Annotated in this window: 17 protein-coding genes; 6 read left to right on the top strand and 11 right to left on the bottom strand. The window is 68.6% G+C overall.

The genetic code is table 11. The features are described from left to right. Nucleotide 1: 1 nt before the first annotated feature. Entirely contained in the window at nt 2-2,857 is a 2,856-nt protein-coding gene (locus IT182_10605) for a UPF0182 family protein (protein MCC6163783.1), read from the top strand. Between the two features lie 39 nt (nt 2,858-2,896). On the opposite strand, the gene IT182_10600 is transcribed toward IT182_10605, so the two are convergent. Then, complete coding sequence (locus IT182_10600; protein ID MCC6163782.1) at nt 2,897-4,603, bottom strand: hypothetical protein; 1,707 nt, start codon at nt 4,601-4,603, stop codon at nt 2,897-2,899. Nucleotides 4,604-4,626: 23 nt separating this feature from the next. Between IT182_10600 and IT182_10595 the strand changes: the two genes are divergently transcribed. Then, the gene (locus IT182_10595) at nt 4,627-5,673 is read left to right on the top strand and encodes an LD-carboxypeptidase (GenBank protein MCC6163781.1); all 1,047 of its coding nucleotides are present in this window, start codon (nt 4,627-4,629) and stop codon (nt 5,671-5,673) included. 20 nt (nt 5,674-5,693) lie between these two features. Here the strand turns inward: IT182_10595 and IT182_10590 are convergent, their stop codons facing one another. After that, nucleotides 5,694-6,071, bottom strand: coding sequence for a response regulator (locus IT182_10590; protein MCC6163780.1), 378 nt, complete (start codon nt 6,069-6,071; stop codon nt 5,694-5,696). Nucleotides 6,072-6,092: 21 nt separating this feature from the next. Beyond that, complete coding sequence (gene glnA, locus IT182_10585; GenBank protein MCC6163779.1) at nt 6,093-7,427, bottom strand: type I glutamate--ammonia ligase; 1,335 nt, start codon at nt 7,425-7,427, stop codon at nt 6,093-6,095. 303 nt (nt 7,428-7,730) lie between these two features. On the opposite strand from glnA, the gene IT182_10580 reads away from it, so the two are divergent. Together IT182_10580 and IT182_10575 are read left to right on the top strand one after the other, a co-directional pair. Beyond that, a complete protein-coding gene (locus IT182_10580) occupies nt 7,731-8,759 on the top strand; it encodes a PDZ domain-containing protein (GenBank protein MCC6163778.1) in 1,029 nt (342 codons plus the stop codon). 80 nt (nt 8,760-8,839) lie between these two features. Beyond that, a complete protein-coding gene (locus IT182_10575; protein MCC6163777.1) occupies nt 8,840-9,127 on the top strand; it encodes a hypothetical protein in 288 nt (95 codons plus the stop codon). Between the two features lie 36 nt (nt 9,128-9,163). Here IT182_10575 and IT182_10570 read toward each other — a convergent pair whose 3' ends face one another. From IT182_10570 to IT182_10545, 6 genes are all read right to left on the bottom strand, one after another. Further along, a complete protein-coding gene (locus tag IT182_10570; GenBank protein MCC6163776.1) occupies nt 9,164-10,513 on the bottom strand; it encodes a GAF domain-containing protein in 1,350 nt (449 codons plus the stop codon). 283 nt (nt 10,514-10,796) lie between these two features. Beyond that, nucleotides 10,797-11,651, bottom strand: a complete 855-nt coding sequence (locus IT182_10565; GenBank protein ID MCC6163775.1) for a YegS/Rv2252/BmrU family lipid kinase — start codon at nt 11,649-11,651, stop codon at nt 10,797-10,799. A 48-nt stretch (nt 11,652-11,699) separates the two neighbouring features. Next, nucleotides 11,700-13,487 (bottom strand): (2Fe-2S)-binding protein, encoded by a 1,788-nt coding sequence (locus tag IT182_10560; protein ID MCC6163774.1) that lies wholly within the window; start codon nt 13,485-13,487, stop codon nt 11,700-11,702. A 126-nt stretch (nt 13,488-13,613) separates the two neighbouring features. After that, nucleotides 13,614-16,346, bottom strand: coding sequence for a hypothetical protein (locus IT182_10555; protein MCC6163773.1), 2,733 nt, complete (start codon nt 16,344-16,346; stop codon nt 13,614-13,616). A 105-nt stretch (nt 16,347-16,451) separates the two neighbouring features. Next, nucleotides 16,452-17,597, bottom strand: a complete 1,146-nt coding sequence (locus tag IT182_10550) for a PP2C family protein-serine/threonine phosphatase (GenBank protein ID MCC6163772.1) — start codon at nt 17,595-17,597, stop codon at nt 16,452-16,454. 97 nt (nt 17,598-17,694) lie between these two features. Then, nucleotides 17,695-18,876, bottom strand: coding sequence for a glycine C-acetyltransferase (locus IT182_10545; protein ID MCC6163771.1), 1,182 nt, complete (start codon nt 18,874-18,876; stop codon nt 17,695-17,697). Nucleotides 18,877-19,221: 345 nt separating this feature from the next. On the opposite strand from IT182_10545, the gene IT182_10540 reads away from it, so the two are divergent. Together IT182_10540 and IT182_10535 are read left to right on the top strand one after the other, a co-directional pair. Next, nucleotides 19,222-19,551 (top strand): hypothetical protein, encoded by a 330-nt coding sequence (locus IT182_10540; GenBank protein ID MCC6163770.1) that lies wholly within the window; start codon nt 19,222-19,224, stop codon nt 19,549-19,551. 121 nt (nt 19,552-19,672) lie between these two features. Beyond that, nucleotides 19,673-20,620 (top strand): aldo/keto reductase, encoded by a 948-nt coding sequence (locus IT182_10535; GenBank protein ID MCC6163769.1) that lies wholly within the window; start codon nt 19,673-19,675, stop codon nt 20,618-20,620. An 84-nt stretch (nt 20,621-20,704) separates the two neighbouring features. Here the strand turns inward: IT182_10535 and IT182_10530 are convergent, their stop codons facing one another. Together IT182_10530 and IT182_10525 are read right to left on the bottom strand one after the other, a co-directional pair. Continuing rightward, nucleotides 20,705-21,319 carry a VPDSG-CTERM sorting domain-containing protein gene (locus IT182_10530; GenBank protein MCC6163768.1) on the bottom strand — a complete coding sequence of 205 codons (615 nt, stop codon included), beginning with the start codon at nt 21,317-21,319 and terminating at the stop codon, nt 20,705-20,707. A 261-nt stretch (nt 21,320-21,580) separates the two neighbouring features. Continuing rightward, entirely contained in the window at nt 21,581-22,312 is a 732-nt protein-coding gene (locus tag IT182_10525; protein MCC6163767.1) for an SDR family oxidoreductase, read from the bottom strand. Between the last annotated feature and the right edge of the window lie 87 nt (nt 22,313-22,399).

Raw genomic sequence — 22,399 nt, 5'->3', positions numbered from 1 at the left:
CATGGCTCTCCGAGACGTCTCCCGCGCACCGCTCATCGCCCTCGCCGTGTTCCTGTTGATGGCGATTCCGTCGTTCGCGGAGTTCTATACAGACTGGTTGTGGTTCGGCGAGGTCGGCTATCGCGCCGTCTTCCTCAAGTCGCTGACGACGCGGTCGGCGATGGGGAGCGTCGTGTTCGTGCTGGCCGGTGCCTTTCTCGCATTCAACTTCTTCGTCGCGCTGAGCGCTGTGCCGCTGCGCAACATCGTGGTGGTCACACCCGAAGGTCCGCGGACGATCTCCCTGCAGCCGCGTCGCCTGCGGCCGGTGGTGTGGCTGATCTCCGGCCTGCTCGCGCTGCTCCTGGCCGGCTACGCCTCGTCGGGATGGAGCAGCTATCTCGCGTACACGCAGGCCGTGCCGTTCGGACAGGCAGACCCGGTGCTCGGGCGCGACGTGTCGTTCTACCTGTTCCAGTGGCCGTTCCTCTCGCTCGCGCAACGGCTGCTGTTCGCGATCGCCCTGCTCACGCTCGTCACGACGGCCGTGGCGTACGCGCTGGCGGGCAACCTCGGCCTGCGCATGGACCGCGGCGTGTTCATCACCGAGAGCACGCGCCGCCACCTGTCGCTGCTGGTGGGACTCTTCCTCGTCGCGCTCGCGATGGGCGACTGGCTCGAGATTCCGCAGCGGCTGTTCGAGCCCTCGGGGCTCTTCACGGGACCGTCGTACACCGACGTGCACGCGCGCATCCCCGCGCTGCGCATCCTGGCCGGCGTCGGCCTCGCGGGGGCGGTGCTCGCCGTCATCCAGGCGTTCAGCGCGCGCCAATGGCCCATCGCGCTGGCCGTGGGCGGGTACATGCTCGCCTCGCTCGGCGGCACGGTGTACGCCACCACGGTGCAGCGCTTCTACGTGGCGCCCAACGAGCAGGTGCGCGAGACGCCGTTCATCCAGCACAACATCGCCGCCACGCGGAAGGCGTTCGGGCTCGACGCCGTGGAGGAGCGCCAGCTCTCCGGCGACGCGACGCTCACGCGCGCCGACCTCGATCGCAACACCGACACCATCGACAACGTGCCGCTGTGGGATCACCAGCCGCTGCTCGACACGTTCTCGCAGATCCAGGAGATCCGCACGTACTACGACTTCGTGTCGGTGGACAACGATCGCTACACGATCAACGGCCGGTACCGGCAGATCATGCTGTCTGCACGCGAGCTGAACTCCGACAGCCTGCCCAACCGGACGTGGATCAACGAACAGCTGACGTTCACGCACGGCTACGGCCTCACGCTCGGCCCCGTCAACGAGGTCACGCCCGAGGGCCTGCCGATCCTGTTCATCAAGAATCTGCCGCCGGAATCGACGGTGGATCTCACGGTGACCGAGCCGTCGATCTACTTCGGCGAGCTCTCGAACGACCACGTGTTCGTGCGCACGAACACGAAAGAATTCCATTACCCGTCTGGCGACGACAACGTCTTCACCGAATACGGCGGCACGGGCGGCGTGGACATCGGGACGCTCTGGCGCAAGCTGATGTTCGCGATCCGGTTCGGCTCCGGCAAGGCGCTGCTCTCGGACGACCTCAGGCCCGACAGCCGCGTCATCTACTACCGCCGCATCAGCGAACGCGTGCGCAAGATCGCCCCGTTCCTCACCTACGATCAGGACCCGTACCTCGCGATCGCCGACGGTCGGCTCTTCTGGATCCAGGACGCCTACACCACGAGCAGCCGCTACCCCTACGCGAGCGCGATCGCGTCGGCGGCCAACACGTCGGTGTCCAACAACTCCATCAACTACATCAGGAACTCGATCAAGGTCGTCATCGACGCCTACAACGGCACCACGCGCTTCTACCTCGTGGACCCGTCCGACCCCATCGCGCAGACGTACGGCCGCATCTTCCCCGGCCTGCTCCAGCCGCTCGACGACATGCCTGCCGCGCTGCGGCAACGCCTGCGCTATCCGCAGGACATCTTCGCCGTGCAGGCCGCGATGTTCGCGACATACCACATGCAGGGCGCGGCGGTCTTCTACAACAAGGAAGACCAGTGGGAGATCCCGTCGATCGACAGCGGCGACAGGCCCGTGCGCATGGAGCCGTACTACACGATCATGAAGCTCCCCGGGGAGCGCGGCGCCGAGTTCATCCAGATGCTCCCGTTCACGCCACGGCAGAAGGACAACCTCGCCGCGTGGATGATCGCGCGCAGCGACGGTGAACACTACGGGAAGCTCGCGGTCTTCCAGTTCCCGAAGCAGAAAGTGGTGTTCGGCCCGCGACAGGTGGTGGCGCGCATCAACCAGGATCAGGCGATCGCCCCGCAGATCACGTTGTGGAACCAGCAGGGCTCGCAGGTGATCCAGGGCACGCTGCTGGTGATCCCGATCGAGGAGTCGCTCATCTACATCCGTCCGCTCTATCTCCGCGCGTCCGGTGGACAGATCCCCGAGCTCAATCGCGTCATCGTCGCGCACCAGGATCGGATCGTGATGGCAGAGACGCTGAGCAAGGCGCTCGACCGCCTGTTCCCGGCCGATGGATCGACGCCGCCGCCAACGCCGCCGCTCGATGCCGCGTCGATGGCCGCGATGCTCAGGCAGACGCCGGCCGGTGGCGACGCGCCGGGCACGACGACTCCGGCGGGCACCGGCACGCAGTCGTCAGGCACGGCCCCGACGCCCGGCACGCCGACGCCGGCCATGACGCCGGAGATGCGCACGCTCGTGCAGCAGGCCGACACGTACTACCGTCGCGCGATGGACGCCCAGCGCGCCGGCGACTGGGCCCAGTACGGCGAACAGATCCGCAACCTCGGTCGCGCCCTCGCGGAGTTGCGGGAGGCCGAACGCCGCCAGCAGCAGTAGCGCCCTCACGGGCCGGGCAAGCCCGGCCCGTGTCATTCGTCATTCGACATTCGGCACGTCGATCTCGTAGATCGCCGCGGGGTATGTCGGGTCCGGGAAACGGCCGACCAACCGGATGCCCGGCGTCGCACGGAGGCGAGCGTCGAAGTCGATCAGGTCCGCGGGTTCGTAGCGATCTTCGTGGACCACGACGTAGCGGACGTCACGCGCGCGGAGGGCGTCGAGGCTCTCCGCGTTCGGGAACCTGATCATCGTCCCGAGCAGCGCGAGATATGCCCGCGGGTAGTAGCCGCTGTAGCCGTTGGCCAGCGGATGACCGTGCGTGCGGCCGTAGAAACTCCACTCCGCTTCATGCTGCGGCAGCGCGTGCGCCCGCGCGATCGGGAGATCGACGACTGTGCCCGACGGCTGTCCGCGGAGCCACATCGCGTACACGGGCGTGCGCTGCATCCACTGGTACAGCGGCCCCACCACCGACGCGTACTCCACGGCGAGACACGCGAGCAACGCCGCGCCGACGGCATGTCTCCGCCAGCCGCGCGCCACGCGCGCCACGACGTATGCCGCACCAAGGCCCGCCAGCACGGCGAGCGCAAGCGCCGCGACCATCCCGAACCGCGCCGGCGCGCGCAGTCCGTTCAGCGCCGGCACGATCGCCAGCACCACGCGATACACGGGCGTGTGCGTGCCCATCGCCAGCGCCGACGTCAGCATCAGCATCGCCGCGAACATCCTCGTCGCCGCGATACGACGTGCACTCCACGCGCCCGCGAGAGCCAGCACGATCGCGATCGCGCCGGGCCAGAGCCGACGTTCCCCGCTGCCCCACTCCGCGGTGCCGCCATACAGACGGTTGTCCGGCGGCGCCGCGATGAAGCTCGCCGGCGTGGCGCTCCACGTGTCGATTTCTTCGGTGCCGCGTCCGCCGAGCGATTCCTGATTCGCGCGATACGGCGCGCTGTAGGCCACGAGCGGCCCCGCGCAGACGACCGCCCCGATCGCCAGCGCGCGCGCGATCGCGCCGAGGCGTGCCCGCTCCCTGGCGAGCAACAGCAGCGGCGCCACGAGCGCGAGCGCCAGCACCAGGAAGATGCCGTAGTAGATGCAGCTGAGGAACTGTGCGAGCACGAAGCCGGCCGTCAGCACGCCATCCCTGATGCGCCCGTCGCGCAGCGTGCGCAGCAACGCCCAGCACGTGAGCGGCATCCACTGCGACCACTGCAGTTCGAGGTGCATCAGGTGCTCCACCCGATACGGCAGGAAGCCGAACACCGCTCCCGCCACGAGCGCCGGATAGACGACGCGCGCGTCGGTCCATCGCGTCGCCGACTCCGCGCCCGCCGACGCGCGCAGCATGTCGCGAACCAGCAGATACGTCCCCATCGCCGACATCCACGGACCGAGGAGCAGGACGATGTTGGAGACGGGCAGGACGGCGAATCCCGCGGCCAGCCACGGGGCCGCAACGAGGCCCTGCAACAGTACGGCATCCGAGAACGCCAGCACGCGCGTCGCCGGATGGAAGATCGGGGGATCGAACAGCCGCGACGGCTGCGTCGCGAGCGCCTCGGCGATCCACGACAGCCGCCACATGTTGAACAACGCGTCGTGGTGTGCGTGCGTGTGCGTCAGCCACTGCACGGGCAGCGGCCAGAACGCGACGACGGTCAGCACCGCGAAGCACAGCCCGACGATGGGCCATTCGGCCAGCGTGACGATTCGCGACGATCCGGGACGCGCAGACACGCGAGCAGGGTACTATCTCGCGCATGCCGAACACGCGTCGCGCGTTCCTGCATCACACGCTCGTGGCCCCGGCCGCCGTGGCAGGGCTGTCGATGACCACCGCCGCCGCGCAACCCCGCGCCATCATCAAACCCCGCCGCCTTCGCCCCGGCAGCATCGTCGGTGTCGTCGACCCGGCGTCGGCCACGTGGGATCCGATCGACGTCGACATCGTGGTCGAGTCGCTCGCGGTGCTCGGATTGAAGGCGAAGCTCGGCAGGCACCTGCTCGATCGGCACGGCTATCTCGCCGGACGCGACGAGGATCGCGCGGCAGACGTGATGGAGATGTTCACCGATCCCGACGTCGACGCCGTGCATGCGCTGCGTGGCGGCTGGGGCTGCGCGCGCCTGCTCCCGCACCTGGATCTCGACGTCATCGCGCGCAATCCGAAGATCCTGCTCGGCTACAGCGACGTCACCGCGCTCCTGCTGCCCGTGTTCGCGAAGGGCGGCTTCATCACCTTCCACGGCATGAACGGGTCCTCGCAGTGGAACCGCTTCAACGTCGACTGGTTCCGTCGCGTCCTCATGCAGGGCGAGGCCGTGACGATGACCAACCCGCTCGCGGCAGGCGATCGCCTCGTGCCCGTGGAGAACCGGATCCGGACGATCGTCGCCGGCCGCGCGAGCGGACGCCTGGTCGGCGGCAACCTCACGGTGCTGACGACCATCATCGGATCGGGACTGCTGCCCGACTTCACCGGCGCAATCCTGTTCCTCGAAGACGTGCAGGAAGCGCCCTATCGCGTGGATCGGATGTTCGCGCAGCTGAAACTCGCGGGCATCCTGTCGCAGGTGAAGGCCGTGATCTTCGGCCGCTGCACCAGGTGCACGCCTGGCGAAGGCAGCTACGGATCGCTGACCATCGGCGACATCCTCGACCACTACCTGAAGCCGTTGAACGTGCCGGCGTGGGAAGGCGCGCAGATCGGCCACATCGACAGGCAGTTCATCGTGCCCATCGGTGCACAGGCCGAAGTCGATTCGGAGAAGGGAAGTATCCGCTTACTCGAAGCGGCCGTGGCCTAGGCGCCGCGCGGGCGGGGGCGTCACGGCGCGGCGGAGACCAGCCGGCTGATCGCCTCGCCCACCGTCATCGGATCGAACGGCTTGGCGACGATGCCGGCGGCACCGGCGGCACGAGCCTCCTCTGCGGCACCGGCGTGCGTGGCGGCCGTGAGGAACACGATCGGCACACGCGTCCACGACGCGTCGGCCATCAGGTGGCGGCACACGTCGATACCGTCCATGCCGGGCATGCTCCAGTCGAGCACGACGGCGTCGTATCGCCCCTCGCGCGCGGCCGCGAGCGCCAACGCGCCGTCTTCGACCAGCGTCACGGTATGGCCCGCACGGCGTAGACCCAGCCGCGCCACCATCGCGACCGACTCGTCATCGTCTGCCAGCAGTACGTGCATGCCATCCATGCCTGCTACATCGGCAGGCGGTCAGTAGACCTTCAGGTAGCGCGCGATTTCCCAGGCGCTGACCTGCTGGAGATACTCGAACCACTCGCGGCGCTTGGCTTCGAGGAAGGCCTCGAAGATGTGGTCGCCGAGCGTGTCGCGCATCAACGCGCTCCGTTCGAGCTGGTCGAGCGCGGCGTCGAGGTTCGGCGGCAGCTCGTCGATGCGCAGCGATCGGCGCTCGCGGTGCGACATCTTGTAGATGTTCTTGCTGACGGGCGCGCCGGGGTCGAGGTTGTTGTCGATGCCGTCCAGACCCGCGCGCAGCATCGCGGCGAACGCGAGGTACGGGTTGCACGAGGGATCCGGCATGCGCAGCTCGATGCGCGTGGCCGCGCCGCGCGGCGCGGGGATGCGGATGAGCGGGCTGCGATTGCGCTCGGACCACGCGATGTGGGTGGGCGCTTCGAAGCCGGGCACGAGCCGCTTGTACGAGTTGACGAGCGGATTGGTGATCGCGCAGAACGCCTCGGCGTGCTGGAGCAGGCCGCCGATGTAGTTCATGCAGACGCGGCTCAGCGCGAAGGGGCCGTCGGGGTCGTGGAACACGTTGACGCCGTCGCGCATGAGCGACTGGTGCGTGTGCATGCCCGACCCGTTCACGCCGTACACCGGCTTGGGCATGAACGTCGCGTGCACGCCGTTGCGGCGCGCCACGTTCTTGACCACGAACCTGAACGTGCTCACGTTGTCGGCGGCCGTGAGCACGTCGTCATGACGGAAGTCGATCTCGTGCTGTCCCCACGCGGCTTCGTGGTGCGAGGCTTCGACCTCGAAGCCCATCTGCTCCAGCATCAGGACGATCTGGCGGCGGACGTCCTCGCCCTGATCGACGGGCGTGAGATCGAAGTAACCCGCGGCGTCGTGCGTCTCGGTGGTGGGCTCGTCGTCTCGCGTCTGGAAGAGGAAGAACTCGGCTTCGGGGCCGGCGCTGAGGGTGTAGCCGCGCGACCTGGCCTGTTCGATGGCACGCTTGAGGGTCTGGCGGGGACAGCCCGTGAACGGCGTGCCGTCGGGGTTGGTGATGTCGCAGATGATGCGCGCGACCTTCTCGCCAGACGGATCGATCCAGGGGAAGATGCGAAACGTGGACAGGTCGGGCGTGAGGAACATGTCCGATTCCTCGATGCGCACGAACCCTTCGATCGACGCGCCGTCGAACATCACGTGCCCGTCGAGCGCGGCGGCGAACTGCCGGTCTGGCACCTCGACGTTCTTGATCACGCCGAGGATGTCGGTGAACTGCAGCCGCAGGAACTTCACGCCCGCGGCTTCGGCCTCGGCGAGGATCTGTCGCTTTCGTGTCTCCGGCGACACGGTCTGCCCTTCGTGACTCAACGTGATCTCTCCTGACGCGGCCCGATACGGGCGGCGAGCGGCCAGCCCGTCACAAGTGTAATCCGCCCTCGTCAACCTTCAGGCCCACGCCACCGTCTCACGTAGCCGAGTCTGCGGAGGCGCAGCGCGGGTCCTGTCGCCGGACAGCCCCACCCGTCCTCGGCGCGAAACGCACTCGTACGGGAGACGCGCCTGCGCGCGGGCGGGGCGGCCCCGTCCGGCGCCACCCGCGCACGTGGCGGTCTCGAGGTGATTCGTGGTGTCCCAAGGAGGAGTTCGACAATGCAGAGCAGATTCTGGTTGGCCAATGTGGCAGCCGCAGCCATCGTCATCAGCGGCGGATTCGTCGTAAGCCCGACGCTGTACGGGCAGGACGCGCCAGGCACCCGGACGACGAGCGAGGACCGTGAGCGGATCGTCGACGTCGAGCGCATCGTCGAGCGGGCCACGCGGGCGGCCGAGGAAGCCGTGAAGGACATCGACGTCGAGGTGCTCGCCACCCAGGCTCTCGAGATGCGCGACCTCGCGCAGGAGTTCGCACTGGGTGGCCGTCCCAGGCTTGGCGTGAGCACACGCGATGTGACGGCCGAGGAAGCGAAGGCCGCGGGGCTCGACGGCGTGACGGGCGCGTTGGTGAGCGAGGTGGCCGCCGGTTCGGCGGCCGCAAAGGCAGGTCTGCTCGCGAAGGACGTGATCGTGTCGGTCGACGGCGAGAGGATCAGGAGCGCCCGTCAGTTGTCGCGCGTGATCGGCGAGTCGCCCGACGGCCGGGCGCTTCCCATCGCCTACGTCAGGGGCACGAACCGACACACCGTCTCGATCACACCGGAGGCCCCGGCCGCGGGAACGCTGAGCTTCCGTCGCGAACCGGGCCGCGTGATGGAACTGGAGCGCCGGCGCGAGATCGGCCCCGGCAGGGACGTCCAGCCATTCGTCTTCAGGAACGCGCCCGACGGCCTGCGGATCCGCGTCGCACGCGGCCGGCTCGGCGTCACGCTCCAGCCGCTCGAAGAACAGCTCGCCGCGTACTTCGGGGTGAAGGAGGGCGCGCTGGTGTCACACGTCGCCGACGCATCGGCAGCCGCCAGAGCGGGAATCCAGGCTGGCGACGTGATCACGACCGTCAATGGGACGCCCGTGAAGAACGCCGGCGACGTCGCGAATCATCTGCGCGATGCGGAGGATGGCAAGACCGTCGCCGTCGGGATCGTGCGAAACCGCCAGGCGCAGACCATCACCGTCACGCTGGAGACGCCATCCAACACGTCTGGCGAGCGAATCGTCACTCGGCGCCAGCGCTTCGTGGCATGAGGGCACGGAGGCCGAACCACGGCCTCCGCCGGCACGTCTAGTAGCGGTATCGCTCGAATCCGTTATCCGAGGAGGTGGCCGTGCTCATGACTGTCGTGTGTCTGGGTGTCTCCGCGTGCGTGCTGGCGGCGGCGACCGTGACGCACGCCGCAACACCCCTCACGCTGCCGTTCCGCGACAGCAGCATCTCGGCCACGGACGTGAGTCTGCCCGTGCCCCCGCCGCCCCCCGTCGCGCGACGCGACGTCGGTCCGCTGCGCGTCGTGATCAAACCGGTGCTCGACTGCGCCTCGAACGGGACCGCCCCGAAGCCGTGCGCAAGGGCCAGCACCGGCAACAGGCAACCGGCAACAGGCAACCGGTCGTAACGGGAGGGTCAGGCTCGGAGAGCCGGCTCTGTTTCTCTACACGGTTTCGGTCGGGAGCAATACCGCCAACTGCGCGGCGACGATCTGCGCGAGGGCGCGCGTCGCGGAGTCGGCCTCTCGACCGTGCCGGATCTCGGCGGCCAGCACGCCCACGCATCCCTGCGGCACGATCAGCGGGACGGCAATCGCCCCGGGAGCCGTCTCGGTGGCGTCGACCACCTGCGTCACCGCATCGCGCCAGGCGGCGGCTGTCGCATTGTCCTGATCGCGCGGCAGCGTCGGGATGCGCCGGAGGGCCTCTTCGGGATAGCCGTACGTCAGGAGCGGCTTGAGCGCCTTGCCACCGCCGTCGGTGACCCACACGATCACGCCCGACGCATCGAGCAGACGTGCGGCCCTGCCGAGCGCGTCGCGCAGTTGGTCGGCATCCTTCACGCGCGCCAGGTCCGTACACACCTTCGCCGTCGCATCGAGCGCATCGTCTGCAAGAGGACGTCCGCCGCGGCGCGTACTCTCCTCGGCCGCCGCAGGCACCGGCGTGGGCATCTCGGAATGCACGTCGATGCGCGGCGCCGCGGTAGTGGCCGGGCTCGGAGAGCCGGCCCTGCCATCTGCAGCTGTAGGCAGGAGCGGCTCTCCGCGCCCGGCCGTCATGTGGGGCTTGTGTCCCGGGGCGGCGACAGCCGGCCGTATCGTGTCTGTGGCATCCACGGGCGCGGGGTCCACACGAGTCGTCCGATCGTGCAGGTGCAGGGAGTTCGCGGGTGCATGCAGTTCGACCTCGGGCTCGTCCCGACGGCCTGTCGGCAGCAGCAACAGCGACACGAGGATGCCCGCGGCGGCTGCCGCGCCGGCCAGGATGTACTGGAGGCGACGCTCGTCGCCGCCCATGCGGAGCGGTCCGGCGAGCGCCGCGTGCGCCTGTTCGACGCTCGCGCGCATCACGCCCGCGGTCTTGATGCCGTCCTCGTACACCGCGTCGGCGGCCATCAGTTCCGCCTTGTTCACCACGAAACTGCGGATGCGCCTGTCGACGCCTTCGTAGACCTTCAGCGCACGATCGGCGGCATCCAGCGCCTCGGTCGCGGCGGGTTGTCCGGCAGCCTGCGTGCGGAACGCCGCGAGGCCCTGCGTGAGGTCCGCCATCGCTTCGGCGAACTTCGCCTCCCAGAAATCGAGCCCCTGCCCCTGTGCGAGATAGGCCTGCTGTGCGGTCCGCGTGTCGTCGATCGCGTGCAGCACCTGCGTGCGGAGTCCATCGAGCGACTGCTCCTGTCGCTGGCCGGCGAGACGCCGCGTCTCGAGCACGTACGACTGCCACGCCGCCACACCCACGCCAACGAGCAGCAACAGGACCAGCACGACCCGCACCGACGTCCGCGTCATGCCGTCAACTCCACCCCGCGCAAGTCCCGCTCGTCGCCAGACAGCATGCGGTGGCTAATATAAACCGGGCACCGGGCACCGGGCACCGGGCAAACGGGAACCGGCAACCGACAACCGGCAACCGGCAAACGGGCAACCGGCAACCGGCAAACGGGCAACGGGCAACCGGCAACCGGGCAACCGGCAACCGGCAACCGGCAACCGGCAACCGGCAACCGACGGGATGGTAGGGCTCTCCGAGCCTGGCCCCTGGCATCGCGGCATCGCGGCATGGCGGCATTGATCATGCCGGTACGAGCACACGCAGGCTGTGGGGGCGGACCTCGAACGTGCGCGTGCGTGCGGGGGCGATGACTTCGCCATCGAGATGCAACGCGAGGGGACGCTCCTGCGCGATCGTCACGCGACGCGCGCGGCCCGCGAACACGCCGGGCACGCGGGTGAGCGTTCCGTGGAACAGCCGCCACCCATGACGCACGATCCGCATCGTGGTGATGGGCGGCACCGCCACAACATCCAGCCATCCATCGTCGAATGCCGCATCTGGAGCGATGCGGGCACCATGGCCATACTGCTGACCGTTGCACACAGCGACGACGTGCGCGTGGACCTCCACGCTCGGAGCGTCATCGAGTTGGAGACTGAAGCGCTGCGACTCGAACGTCCGCCACTCGTGGAGGATCGACGACACGTACGGGCCCAGGCCGCGCCGCGTGTTGGCCGTGTTGACGCGCTGCGCCACGGCGGCGTCCAGTCCCATTCCGGCAAGGTTGAGAAACGTGCGGCCATCGACCAGGCCCGTGTCGATGTCGCGCGGCGAACCCGTCATCGCCACCGTGACGGCGGCTGTCACGTCGAGCGGCAGGCCGAGGCCGCGCGCGACACCATTGCCCGAACCGCCAGCCACGATCCCGATCGGCACGCGACTGCCGACCAGCACCGACGCGACTTCGTTCAGCGTGCCGTCGCCACCCCAGACGATCACGCGATCCGCACCCGCGTCACGCGCGTCCCGCGCCGCGCGCGTGGCGTCGCCGGTGGCCGTCGTCGCCGTCGCCCGCACGTCAGCCGCTCCGAGCGTGCGCAACAGATCGCTCACGAATCGCACGCGGTCCGCGCGCGCCAGCCCGCGCGTCACGGGCCCGGAAGCAGGGTTGACGATGAGCGAAATCAGGGAGAGTCCCGCTCAGTCCACCTTGCGGAGCGGGATCACGTCCCCTGCCGGCTTCGGCTTGAGCATGTCGGCGAACTTCACCGGGGGCAGGTCCTGGAAGAGCGTGTCCCACTTGACGCGCTCGGAAGCGTTGCTCGACTGCAGCCAGTGCTTCGCCGCGCGTGCCTCGCCGAACGTGGCGGTACCGATCCCCGCGAGCCCTGGCTCGTCGGGCAGCGTGGTGCCAATGGCCACGCGTACGGCAGCCGACGAGTCGTATCCCGTGTCGTGCCCCACCGCCCGCGCGATCTTCAGCACGAGCGCCGTATCTTCGATGGCCTCACCCGGCGGCGGGAACGCGCGCGTGGTGAACTGGAGGCGGCCCTGGTCGTTGGTGTACGACGCGTCCTTCTCGATGAAGGCCGCGCCCGGCAGCACCACGTCCGCGGCGGCGGCAAGCGGCGTCATCAGCACGCCCTGCACCACCAGCGTCCCGATGCGGCCTGCCTTGCGCGCCTCGACGATCCACGACGTGTCGCCCAGCGACCACTCGGGACCGGGCGCGAAGACGTACAGCACCTTCACGCCACCCGCGTCGACGGCACGCGTCAGCGACGCGAGATCCGGCGTCTCACCCGTGACGCCCGTCAGCCCGAGGATGCGCGCACCCGCGACGTTGGGCGCGTCGACCGCGCCGATCGGGAACTTCGTGTTCGGCGACTGCGGCTTGTGACTGGACGTCCAGGTCACGTCGAACGCGTCCTGCGCGGCGTCGCCGAGCAGTGCCTGTCCGAGCTTCGCGAAGACGAACAGTTCCTCGTGGCTCGCGTGCGCAGACAGCAGGAACCGCACGCTGCCGTCGGCCTCGGCAAGCACGTCGCGCAGGCGATCGAGCGTCTGGTTCCACGTGGCCGTCGCCTGCAAGCCCTGCGCGTCGGCGAGGATCGGACGCGTAAGTCGTTGCTCACTCTCGATCCAGTGGTAGTCGAAGCGGCCCCTGTCGCACATCCAGTACTGGTTGACGTCGGGGTTGTAGCGCGGCGTGAAGCGCGCGAGCGTGGCGCCCTGGGCCCACTCGGGCTTGGCGCGCAGCCATGCGGTCGTGTTGCAGCCCTTCTCGCACGACGTGCAGATGGTGTCGACGGCGCTCGGGTTGTCCCACGGCCGCGACTTGAAGCGGTAGTCGCGCGTCGTGATGGCGCCCACGGGACACACGTCCATCAGGTTGCCCGACAGGAGCGAATGGACACCCTGCTCCTCGAACGTCGCGATCTCGCTGGAGTTGCCGCGCGTGAGGATGCCGATCTGCGGATCGCCGTCGATCTCGCGCATGAACCTGATGCAGCGCGTGCACATGATGCAGCGGTTCCGGTTCAGCATCAGCGTCGGACCGAAATCGACGTCGGCCTTCACGCCCTCGCCGTCGAACACGCGGCGCGGGAACTGGTTGCGGCTCTCGTCAGGACCGAAGGTGTACGAGAAGTCCTGCAGCGGGCACTCGCCACCCTTGTCGCACACGGGGCAGTCGAGCGGATGGTTCAGCAGCAGGAACTCGAACACGCCGGCGCGCGCCTTGACCACGTATTCCGCCTGCGTGGACACGACCATGCCGTCGGTGGCCGTGATCGAACACGACACCTGCAGCTTCGGCATCTTCTCGATCTTCACGAGACAGACGCGGCAACTGCCATCCACGCCGAGGCCCGGGTGGTAGCAGTAGTACGGCACGTCGATCCCGCTCTCGATCGAGGCCTGCAGCACCGACGTGCCTTTGGCGACGGTGACCTCGCGGCCGTCGATGGTGAGGGTGACTGTCTCCATAGAATCCCGGAATATGCCCTGAAAAGTCCCTGCTGCGTCCCGCCATGGCCGAGCGCACCCCCTGTACCTCGAGGTGTAGGGGCCGGGCTTGCCCGGCCCGTGCGCGGGAGCGCCCGCAAGGGCGGATCATAGCAGAGCGGGGCCGGCCGACGAGCGCATCCGCTCCGTTTTCACCAGTGCGCCGTAGTCCTCGTTGAGGCGCACCTCGCGTACGCGCCCGCTGACGGGGATGCGCACCTCGGTGGACGCCTCGCGGCTCACCACCACCACGTCCTCGGTCCGGCCGTCGGCGTAGATGATGGTCGCCGTCACGGGAATGTCGTGGATGTGCGGTCCCTGCACCAGCCTCAGCCTGACGACGGCCGAGCCCGGTGCGCCTGCTGCCGCATCGTCGGCCAGGTCCCAGGCATACCGGAGCGTGGGGATGTCCCTGCCGTAGACCCACCCGTCGAAGAAGCGTCCGAGCGGCTGCCCGCCTTCCGCTTCCATCGCCACGCGCAGGTCGTCGGTCCCCACACGCCTGAAACGACTCTGGCCGTAGAACCGCTGGAGTCCGCGCGCGAACGCCGCTTCGCCCATCGACCGCTGCAGCATGTGCAGCACCAACGCGCTCTTGTTGTAGACGGTCGCCCTGAAGACGCGGCTCTCGCCCTTCAGGTGCCCGATCCGGTACCCGAGCCAGATCGCCCCCTCGTCGCTCGCCTCCACGGCGGACCTGTACATCTGCCGCATGACGCGGGTCACCGCCGACCCCGGTCGTACCTTCTGCGCGTACAGCAGCGCAAAATATTGCGCGAAGCCTTCGCTGATCCACTGCTCGTGGTAGTTCTCCCCGGCAACCGCCTGCCCCCAGAACTGGTGCGCGAGTTCGTGCGCCAGGAAGAACTGCGGGAAGTCGCCGAACGAGACGGGATCGCGCCCCCACGTGAACGGCGTGCCCGGCATGGGCTGGTGCAGCAGCGCGAAGTACGCGGGGCTGTGTCCGCCGGGGAGGCGGTCCTCCGCAAGCACGAGCCTGAACGACGGGAACGGCAGGTCGTCCACCAGATCGCCGTAGAAGCGCAGGATGTCGACGGTCGTCTCCAACAGGCCACGCGCGCGGGACGTCTGACGCGGCTGACTCCACACCTCGACGTCAGTCGTCTCGTGAAACACGCCATTGCCGAGACGCGACAGGCGTGGTCCGGTTGCCGGTTGCCCGTTGCCGGTTGCCGGTTGTGGCTGTGCCTGCCTTGTCACCTGCGTCGTCGCGGCGCGCACGAACCGACTCACGGCGATCGAGAGATAGCGGACAGGTTGGCCGGCCGAGAAGGCAAAGGCCCGCCGAACGCGGCCGTCCGGGCTCGTGACGGGTGTCGGCGCCTCGGGAACGCCGCTGCCGATCACCGTGAACTCGCCGGGCACCGTGACGCGGATGCGCGCGGTGGCAAACGTGGACACGCTGCTCTGCGGATACCAGTACGCGCGATGGCTGTACACGAACCGGGGCTCCGGCTCGATGGGCATCTCCATCATCACCTGGTCCTGCGTCGCGCCGATGGTCTCGCGCTCGGGCGTGATCGGCGGCAGGCGCCCGCCATACGCCACGCGGAGACGCAGCGTCTGCCCCTGCCTCACCGAATCCGGCAGATTGACGACGATGTTGTTCTGGCCACGGACGCGGAGGGCGAGCAGCCGGCCGTGCTCGTCCGAGGTGACGGCACGCACCACCAGCGGCTCGGCCAGGCGCAAGGTGATCGTCTGCGCCGCAAGCGCGGTGATGCGCATGTCGAGGTCCGCGCGCCCCTCGAGCCACAGGCGCGAGGGGTCGAACGACACGTCGACGTTGTAATGCGTCACCACATACTCCAGCCGCTCCGCATCGTCGTAGCGAAGGGCGTCGCGGGCCCGGAGGTTGCGCAGTGAGGTGTAGACCGACAGGTTCTTGCGTCGCTTGCGGTCGAAGAGCGTGATGTCCTCGGGCTCACCGCCGCTGCGCGCGTAGGACAGCAGGCCGAAGCGCGCCAGATCCATGTCGATCAGCACGTCGCCGATGGGCGGTACGAGGTTCCACGTCTCGCGACTGAGATCGCTCAGGTCGAGGCTGTACGACAGGCCCACCTGCTCGGTGAACAGCTTGCGCGCGCGTTCGAGCTGCGTGCGGTCGGTGGCCATCGGCTCGAGCGCGTTCATGGTGACGCGCTGCGTGAGGTCGGCGGGATTCACGCGCAGGAACAGGCGCGACACGCGTGCGCGGAGCGCGTCGTGTCCGGTCAGCAGCGTCAACTGGCCCTTCTCGGAGTCTGGCGCCGGGGCGAACGTCACCTCGCCGTTGCCGAGTACCACGATGGCTGTCGGCAGCCCGTGCACTTCCGCAACGAACGCCGTGCCCGATGGGATGACGATGTCGAGATCCTCGCCAGAGATGCGCAGGTTGCGGACGGCGAACTGACGGTCCGACAGCGCCAGACGCGCGAGACCATCGACGACGCTGAGGCGCTCGGCCGACTGGATGACCCGCGTCTCGTCCGGTGCTCCGGCGATGTCGAGGCGCCACGTCGAGACGCGCGCGACGGCCGCTGTCTCGATCAACGTGTCGACAATGACGCGCGTGAGGCCGCCCTGGAGGTCCTGCCTGTCGCGCTCGCGCACCACAGCCCGCGTGGTGGTTGCGCGCGGGGCGTCGGCCACGAACGCGTCCACCTGCCCGGCGTCGGCAGTGGGCGCGAACAACGCGCGAATCGCGTCCGCATCATTCCCCGGCCCGAGCACCTGCTCGGCACGCACCACGAGCGCCGTGACCGGGTCGACAGGCTGCGCCGCCGCGGGCGACGCCCACCCGAAAAGCGCGACGATGAGGATCAGCACGCAGCGCCGCATGCAGGGACAGGGTAATGCCGAATGACGAATGCGGAATGACAGTGCCCCTTCAGGTGCAGCTGCCGGACCGGCTGCCGGTTGCCCATTGCCGGTTGCCGCTGGCTGTCACCTCGTCCGCTGGCAGACCAGCACGGTGAGGTCGTCGAACAGGGCCGAGTCATCCGTGTGAGCGGCGACCTCGTCGATCACGCGGCGGGCGACGAGCCCGGCGCGGAGGCCGGCAAGATGATTCGCCAGCGTGCGCAGGCCCGCTTCGTCGAACGGCTCGCCCGACGGCGAGGCAGCCTCGGTGATGCCGTCGCTGTAGGCCAGCAGGAGATCACCCGGCGCCAACGTGATGACGGCCTCCTCGTACGCGGCCCTGCGCGAGAGGCCGAGCGCCATGCCCGTCGGCGCCAGCCATTCGATCCCGCCGGACGCGCGCCTGACCATCGGCGGGTTCTGCCCGGCGTTCACGTACCGCACCTCGCCCGTCTGCGGATCGCACAGCGCGATGACCGCCGTGATGAAGCGCGAACGCGGGGCGTGGCGCAGCAACTGGTCGTTGAGCCGCAGCGCGAGCGCGGCGGGCGAGAGCGCCTCGTCGAGCAGCGTGCGCGTCATGGCGAGGAACAACGCCATCAGCAGCGCCGCGGGCGTGCCCTTGCCCGCCACGTCGCCGAGCACCAGCAGCAAACGGCCGTCGGCCCGGGAGAGGATGTCGTAGAAGTCGCCGCCGACGGTGTTGGCGGGCCGCGTCTCGCCGTGCGCCTCGAGCGACCCCGACGTGAGCGTACCGGCCGGCAGCATCGCGCGCTGGATGTCGCGCGCGACTGTCAGCTCGTGCTTCAGCGTGAGGCGATCGGCCACCTCCAGCAGCAGGACCAGGTGGATCAGCCCGAATGCCAGCAGCAGCTTGACGACGCCGGATGCCCAGATCGGCTCACCGGAGTCGGGTGTGAACCCGTCGAAGATGCCGAGCGCGAAGAGGATGACGGCCGCGGCGTACAGGGCGCGGCGCGCGGCCGTCAGCCGCATCGCGAACGCGTGGAAGAACCGGCGGGCGTGCCGGATCGGATGGCGCAGCAGATCGCGCTGCGTGGTCCCTGCCTGATCGGTGCCCTGCGTGAAGAACGCGACCATGTCGCGCGTTTCCCGCGTGAACACGCGCTGCAGATCGCGCGCCGTCAGGTCGCGCGTGTAGTCGTCGACGAGCGCCCGCGCCCGATCGCCCAACCCGCGCGTGCCGTCCTTCGACGTTCTCCTGCCCATCCCATTGCCCAGCCTGTCGACCCATCCGATCCGCTGCCCGCTGCCCGCTGCCCGGCGCCCGCTGCCGGTTGCCGGTTGCCGGTTGCCGGTTGCCGATCTAGATAATCCCCATCTCCCGGCCCACCTTGCCGAAGACGTCGAGCGCGAACTGGAGTTCCTCGCGCGAGTGCGCCGCCGAGACGATCGTGCGCACGCGCGCCTTGTCGCGCGCCACGGTCGGGAAGGCGATCCCCATCGCGAACACGCCCTCGTCGAACAGGCGATCCGAGAACTGCATCGCCTTGGCGCCCTCGCCGATCATCACCGGCGTGATCGGGCTTTCGCTGATGCCGGTGTCGAACCCGAGCTCCCGAAGTCCGGCCTTGAAGAACCGCGTGTTGTCCCAGAGGCGATCGATGATCTCCGGCTCTTCGAGCAGCAGGTCGAGCGCCGCGAGACAGGTGGCCGTCACCGACGGCGGGTGCGACGTCGAGAACAGGAACGGCCGCGCGCGATGGTGCAGGAACTCGATCAGGTTCCTGTTGCCGGCCACGTAGCCGCCGAGCGATCCGATGGCCTTCGAGAGCGTGCCTACCTGGATGTCCACGCGGCCGTGCATCCCGAAGTGATCCACGGTGCCGCGCCCGTTGCGCCCGAACACGCCGCTCGCGTGCGCATCGTCGACCATCATGATCGCGCCGTAGGCTTCGGCCGCTTCGCAGAGCGCGGGCAGCGGACCGAGATCGCCGTCCATGCTGAAGACGCCGTCGGTAATGAGAAGCTTACGCTGACCGGACGGCAACTCGCCGAGGATGCGGCGTGCGGCGTCGGCGTCGGCGTGCGGGAAGACCTTGATCGTCGCACGACTGAGGCGCGCGCCGTCGATGATGCTCGCGTGGTTCAGTTCGTCGGAAACGATCGCGTCGTCGCGCGTGAGGATCGACGCGACCGTGCCCGCGTTCGACGTGAACCCGCTCTGGAAGACGACGACGGCTTCGGTCTGCTTGAACTCGGCGAGCCGACGCTCGAGCTCCACGTGCATCGCCATCGTCCCCGAGATGGTGCGCACGGCGCCCGACCCCACGCCGAACTCCTCGGTGGCCCGGATGGCCTTCTCCTTCAACTTCGGGTGCGTCGTGAGGCCGAGGTAGTTGTTGGACGACAGGTTGACGACAGAACGGCCGTCGTAGACGGAGGTGGACCGCGCCTCGCTCTCGAGCACGCGCAGGTGGCGGTAGAGCCCTTGAGCCTTGAGGTCGTCGAGTTGGTCACCAAGGTAGGCGAGCGGGTCGAGGCGCATGCACACAGAGTAACCGGCAACCGGCAACCGGCAACCGGCAACCCGGCAACCGGCAACCCGGCAACCGGCAACCCGGCAACCGGCAACCGGTCAGCTATGGCGGCAATCCGCTTCCGCGCGGCGCGCCGTCGCGACATCTGATCCGGTTGCCGGGTTGCCGGGTTGCCGGTTGCCCGTTGCCGATCCCTCTGTGCGCACGTGTGGCACACTGTGCGCGCGTGTGCGTGTGCGGGTCTGGCGCACGGCTGGCATCGGCGAGAGATTTCCCGAGGTTTTCCGCGCGGCGCGACCGGCATCGGACTTGAACTCCCACGGGCTGGAGCCCCGCGGCTCCGAGGCGACCCCATGGCGACGTTGCTCCGCAAGTTCCACTCCCGCAGCCTGTCGAAGGGCGAGATCGCCATTCTCGCGTTCTTCGTCGCGCAGGCGCTCGACGCGGCGTTCACCTACTGGGGCATCGCGGTCCACGGCCCCGACATCGAGGGCAATCCGCTGCTCGCGTCGCTGATGGCGTCGATGGGAGAAGGCCCCGCCCTCGCCTCGGCCAAGCTCGCCGCCGCCGGGTTCGGGATGGTGCTCCACCTCACCCACGTCCACAAGATCGTCGCCGCGCTGACCCTCCTCTACGTCTGCGCGGCCCTGATCCCGTGGGTCTGGGTCCTCACGGCATTCTGATCCGGGCACCGGGCACCGCCTTGGCGCCTGCGGCGCTTCGGCGAGACGGGGATCCGGCGCGCCAGGCTCCCTGCAACGCTGCGGCGGGCGGCGTCGTCGGACATGCTGGAGGATTCCACCCATGATCACTCGACGCGAATGGCTCACCCTCACGGCCGGAGCCGCTGGCGCAGCGCTGGCGTTCGACCGTGCGCTTCTTCTGGCTCAGCAGCCCCTCATCACCCGTGCCATCCCCTCTTCGGGCGAGGCCATCCCCATCGTCGGACTCGGAAGTTCGGCGACGTTCTCACAGGTGGCGCGCAGCGAGGACGTGACGGCGCTGCGTGAGGTGCTGAAGGCGTTCACCGACCAGGGCGGAACGGTGTTCGACACCGCACCGAGCTACGGCGCATCGGAGGAGGTGGCCGGACGCATCGCCGGCGAACTCGGCATCACGAGCAAGGTGTTCTGGGCCACGAAGGTCAACGTCGCGGGACGCGGCGGTGGCGGTGCCGATCCGGCGGCCGCGCGCGCGCAGATCGAGGCGTCGTTCGCGAAGCTGAAGAAGCCGAAGGTCGACCTGATCCAGGTCCACAACCTCGGCGACGTGCCGGTACAACTCGGCATCCTGAAGGAATTGAAGAAGGAAGGGCGCGTGCGCTACATCGGCGTCACGTCCACCAACAAGTCGCAGTACGCCGAGCTCCAGACGGTGATGCGCAACGAGCCGCTCGACTTCATCGGCGTCGACTACGCGATCGATAACCGCGACGTCGAGTCGTCGATCCTGCCGCTCGCGCAGGAGCGCAAGATCGGCGTGTTGGTGTACGTGCCGTTCGGCAGGACGCGCCTCTTCAAGCGCGTGGGCGATCGTCAGGTGCCCGACTGGGCGCAGGCCGTGGGCGCGCAAACGTGGGGGCAGTTCTTCCTGAAGTACGTGGCGGCCCACCCGGCCGTGACGTGCGTCACGCCTGCCACGAGTCAGGCCAAGAACGTGCTGGACAACCTCGCCGGCGGCCGCGGCTCGCTGCCCGACGATGCCACGCGCAAGAAGATGGTCGAGTTCATCGAAGCGCTCCCGAGCGCGTGAAACGCTGGACCCTGCGCTTCCCGAACGCGAAAAGGGCCGGAATGACTCCGGCCCTTTTCGTGTCACGCGTGGTGACGACCCGTCTTAGAGGCTGAGCCTGCGACGCAGGTAGCCGAGGCCCATCAGCGCCCCGCCGAGCAGCGAGAGCGTCGCCCCACCGTCGGGCACGGAGAATGATCCCCCGTTCGTGAGTTTGATCTTGATGACCATATCGTCGTGGTTGTCGTCGGGAGCACCCTGATCATCCAGCGCGAGCCAGATCTCCTGACCGGACGTCGGATTGCCGGGCAACTGGAAGGTGACGAAGAAGTTGATCCCGCCGCTGCTTGGCAGAACGTTCGCCCCGTTGAATACGGTGGCAGCGGGATTGTTCGTCGTGAACGAGAAGTTGATCAGCCCGCTATTGAGCAGGACATTCGTCGTCGTGCCCACGCCCGTGCTGGCGGTGCTGTAGTTGACCGAACCGCTAGCCCCCGTCAACGAGAACGTGTTGGTGTTGCCGGCTTCCTTGCCGACATAGGTCACGTCTGCGTAGGCCGGGCCGCCAGCGAGGTAGACGTTCGCGTTGAGGTATCCCCACACCCCATCGCCAATGACGTCGTTGCCCGGGCCACTCTGGGCGGGCACGATCGGGCCGGCATAGGCGGCGCTCGCTGTGAGCGACAGCGCCATGGCTGCCGCGAGAGCAATCTTTCTCATCGATTCTCCTCCGGGAAAAACGAGTCGACTGCCCTCGACAACCTCGAGCAGCTCTCGCGTGGCCGCCAAATTGCATACGCCGTGCCACGGCTGAGTCCGAGGCGTCGTTGGCACTCAAGTGGCTCACGGCCCGCGCCTTACAGCGCTCGACTCGCGCAGGCTGCCATCCATAACTCTGCCGTATTCGTAAACTCGACCGACGTCCGGCTCTGCCGTTCCTGTCCGCCGTCGAGTCCCTGAAATCCCGCGATTCTGAAATCCCTACGCGAGGTGCCGGCCACCGTCGACGCGGACGACCTGGCCGGTGACCCACTCCTGGTCGAGCAGCGCGATCACGGCGTGCGTCAGGGCGTCGGGGCCGCCCCAGTGACCCACTGGAGTGGCCGCCATCGTAGCGGCCTGCATCGCATCGGTGGCGCCGACCGCGGGGAGGATGGGGCCCGGGGCGATGGCGTTCACCTGGATTCCGTGCGGCGCGAGCTCGAGCGCCAGCGCCTCGGTGAGCGCGACGATGGCGGACTTGGCGACGTAGTAGGGAACGTAGCCGGTGTAGCGCGGGCGGGCGCTCGCGGCCACCCAGTCGCTGCACAGGATGATGTGCCCCGCGCCGCGCTGGCGCATGACCGTCGCCGCGGCGTTCGCGCAGTGGAACGACGCGTCCAGGTCGACGGCAAGATGCTCACGCCAGATGGCCGGCGTGAGGTCGTCGAGCGGCACGCGTTCGAAGATCGAGGCGAGGCAGACCAGGACGTCCAGCCCGCCGCCCCAGGACGTCGCGCGCTCGACGAGCGACCGGCAGGCCTCGGCATCGCGCAGGTCGGCCGCGAACGCGCACCCGCGCCGGCCCAGCGCGACGACGTCGCCGACAGCCGCATCGATCGCACTGGCTGACCGCGAATACGACAGCGCGACATCGCTCCCGCGCGCCGCCAACGCCCGCGCCATCGTCGCGCCCATGCGGGCGCCGCCTGTGATGAGAGCGGTGGGGGCCATCAGCGACAGTATCGGGCAACCGGGCACCGGGCACCGGGCACCGGGCACCGAAAGGGACGGTAGCAAAGATGCGCAGGAACTCCGGGG

This window comes from Acidobacteriota bacterium (assembly GCA_020845575.1).
In the GTDB taxonomy this organism is placed as follows: domain Bacteria; phylum Acidobacteriota; class Vicinamibacteria; order Vicinamibacterales; family Vicinamibacteraceae; genus Luteitalea.
Note: the sequence above shows the minus strand (reverse complement) of the source record. Positions and strands in the feature narration are given on the sequence as shown.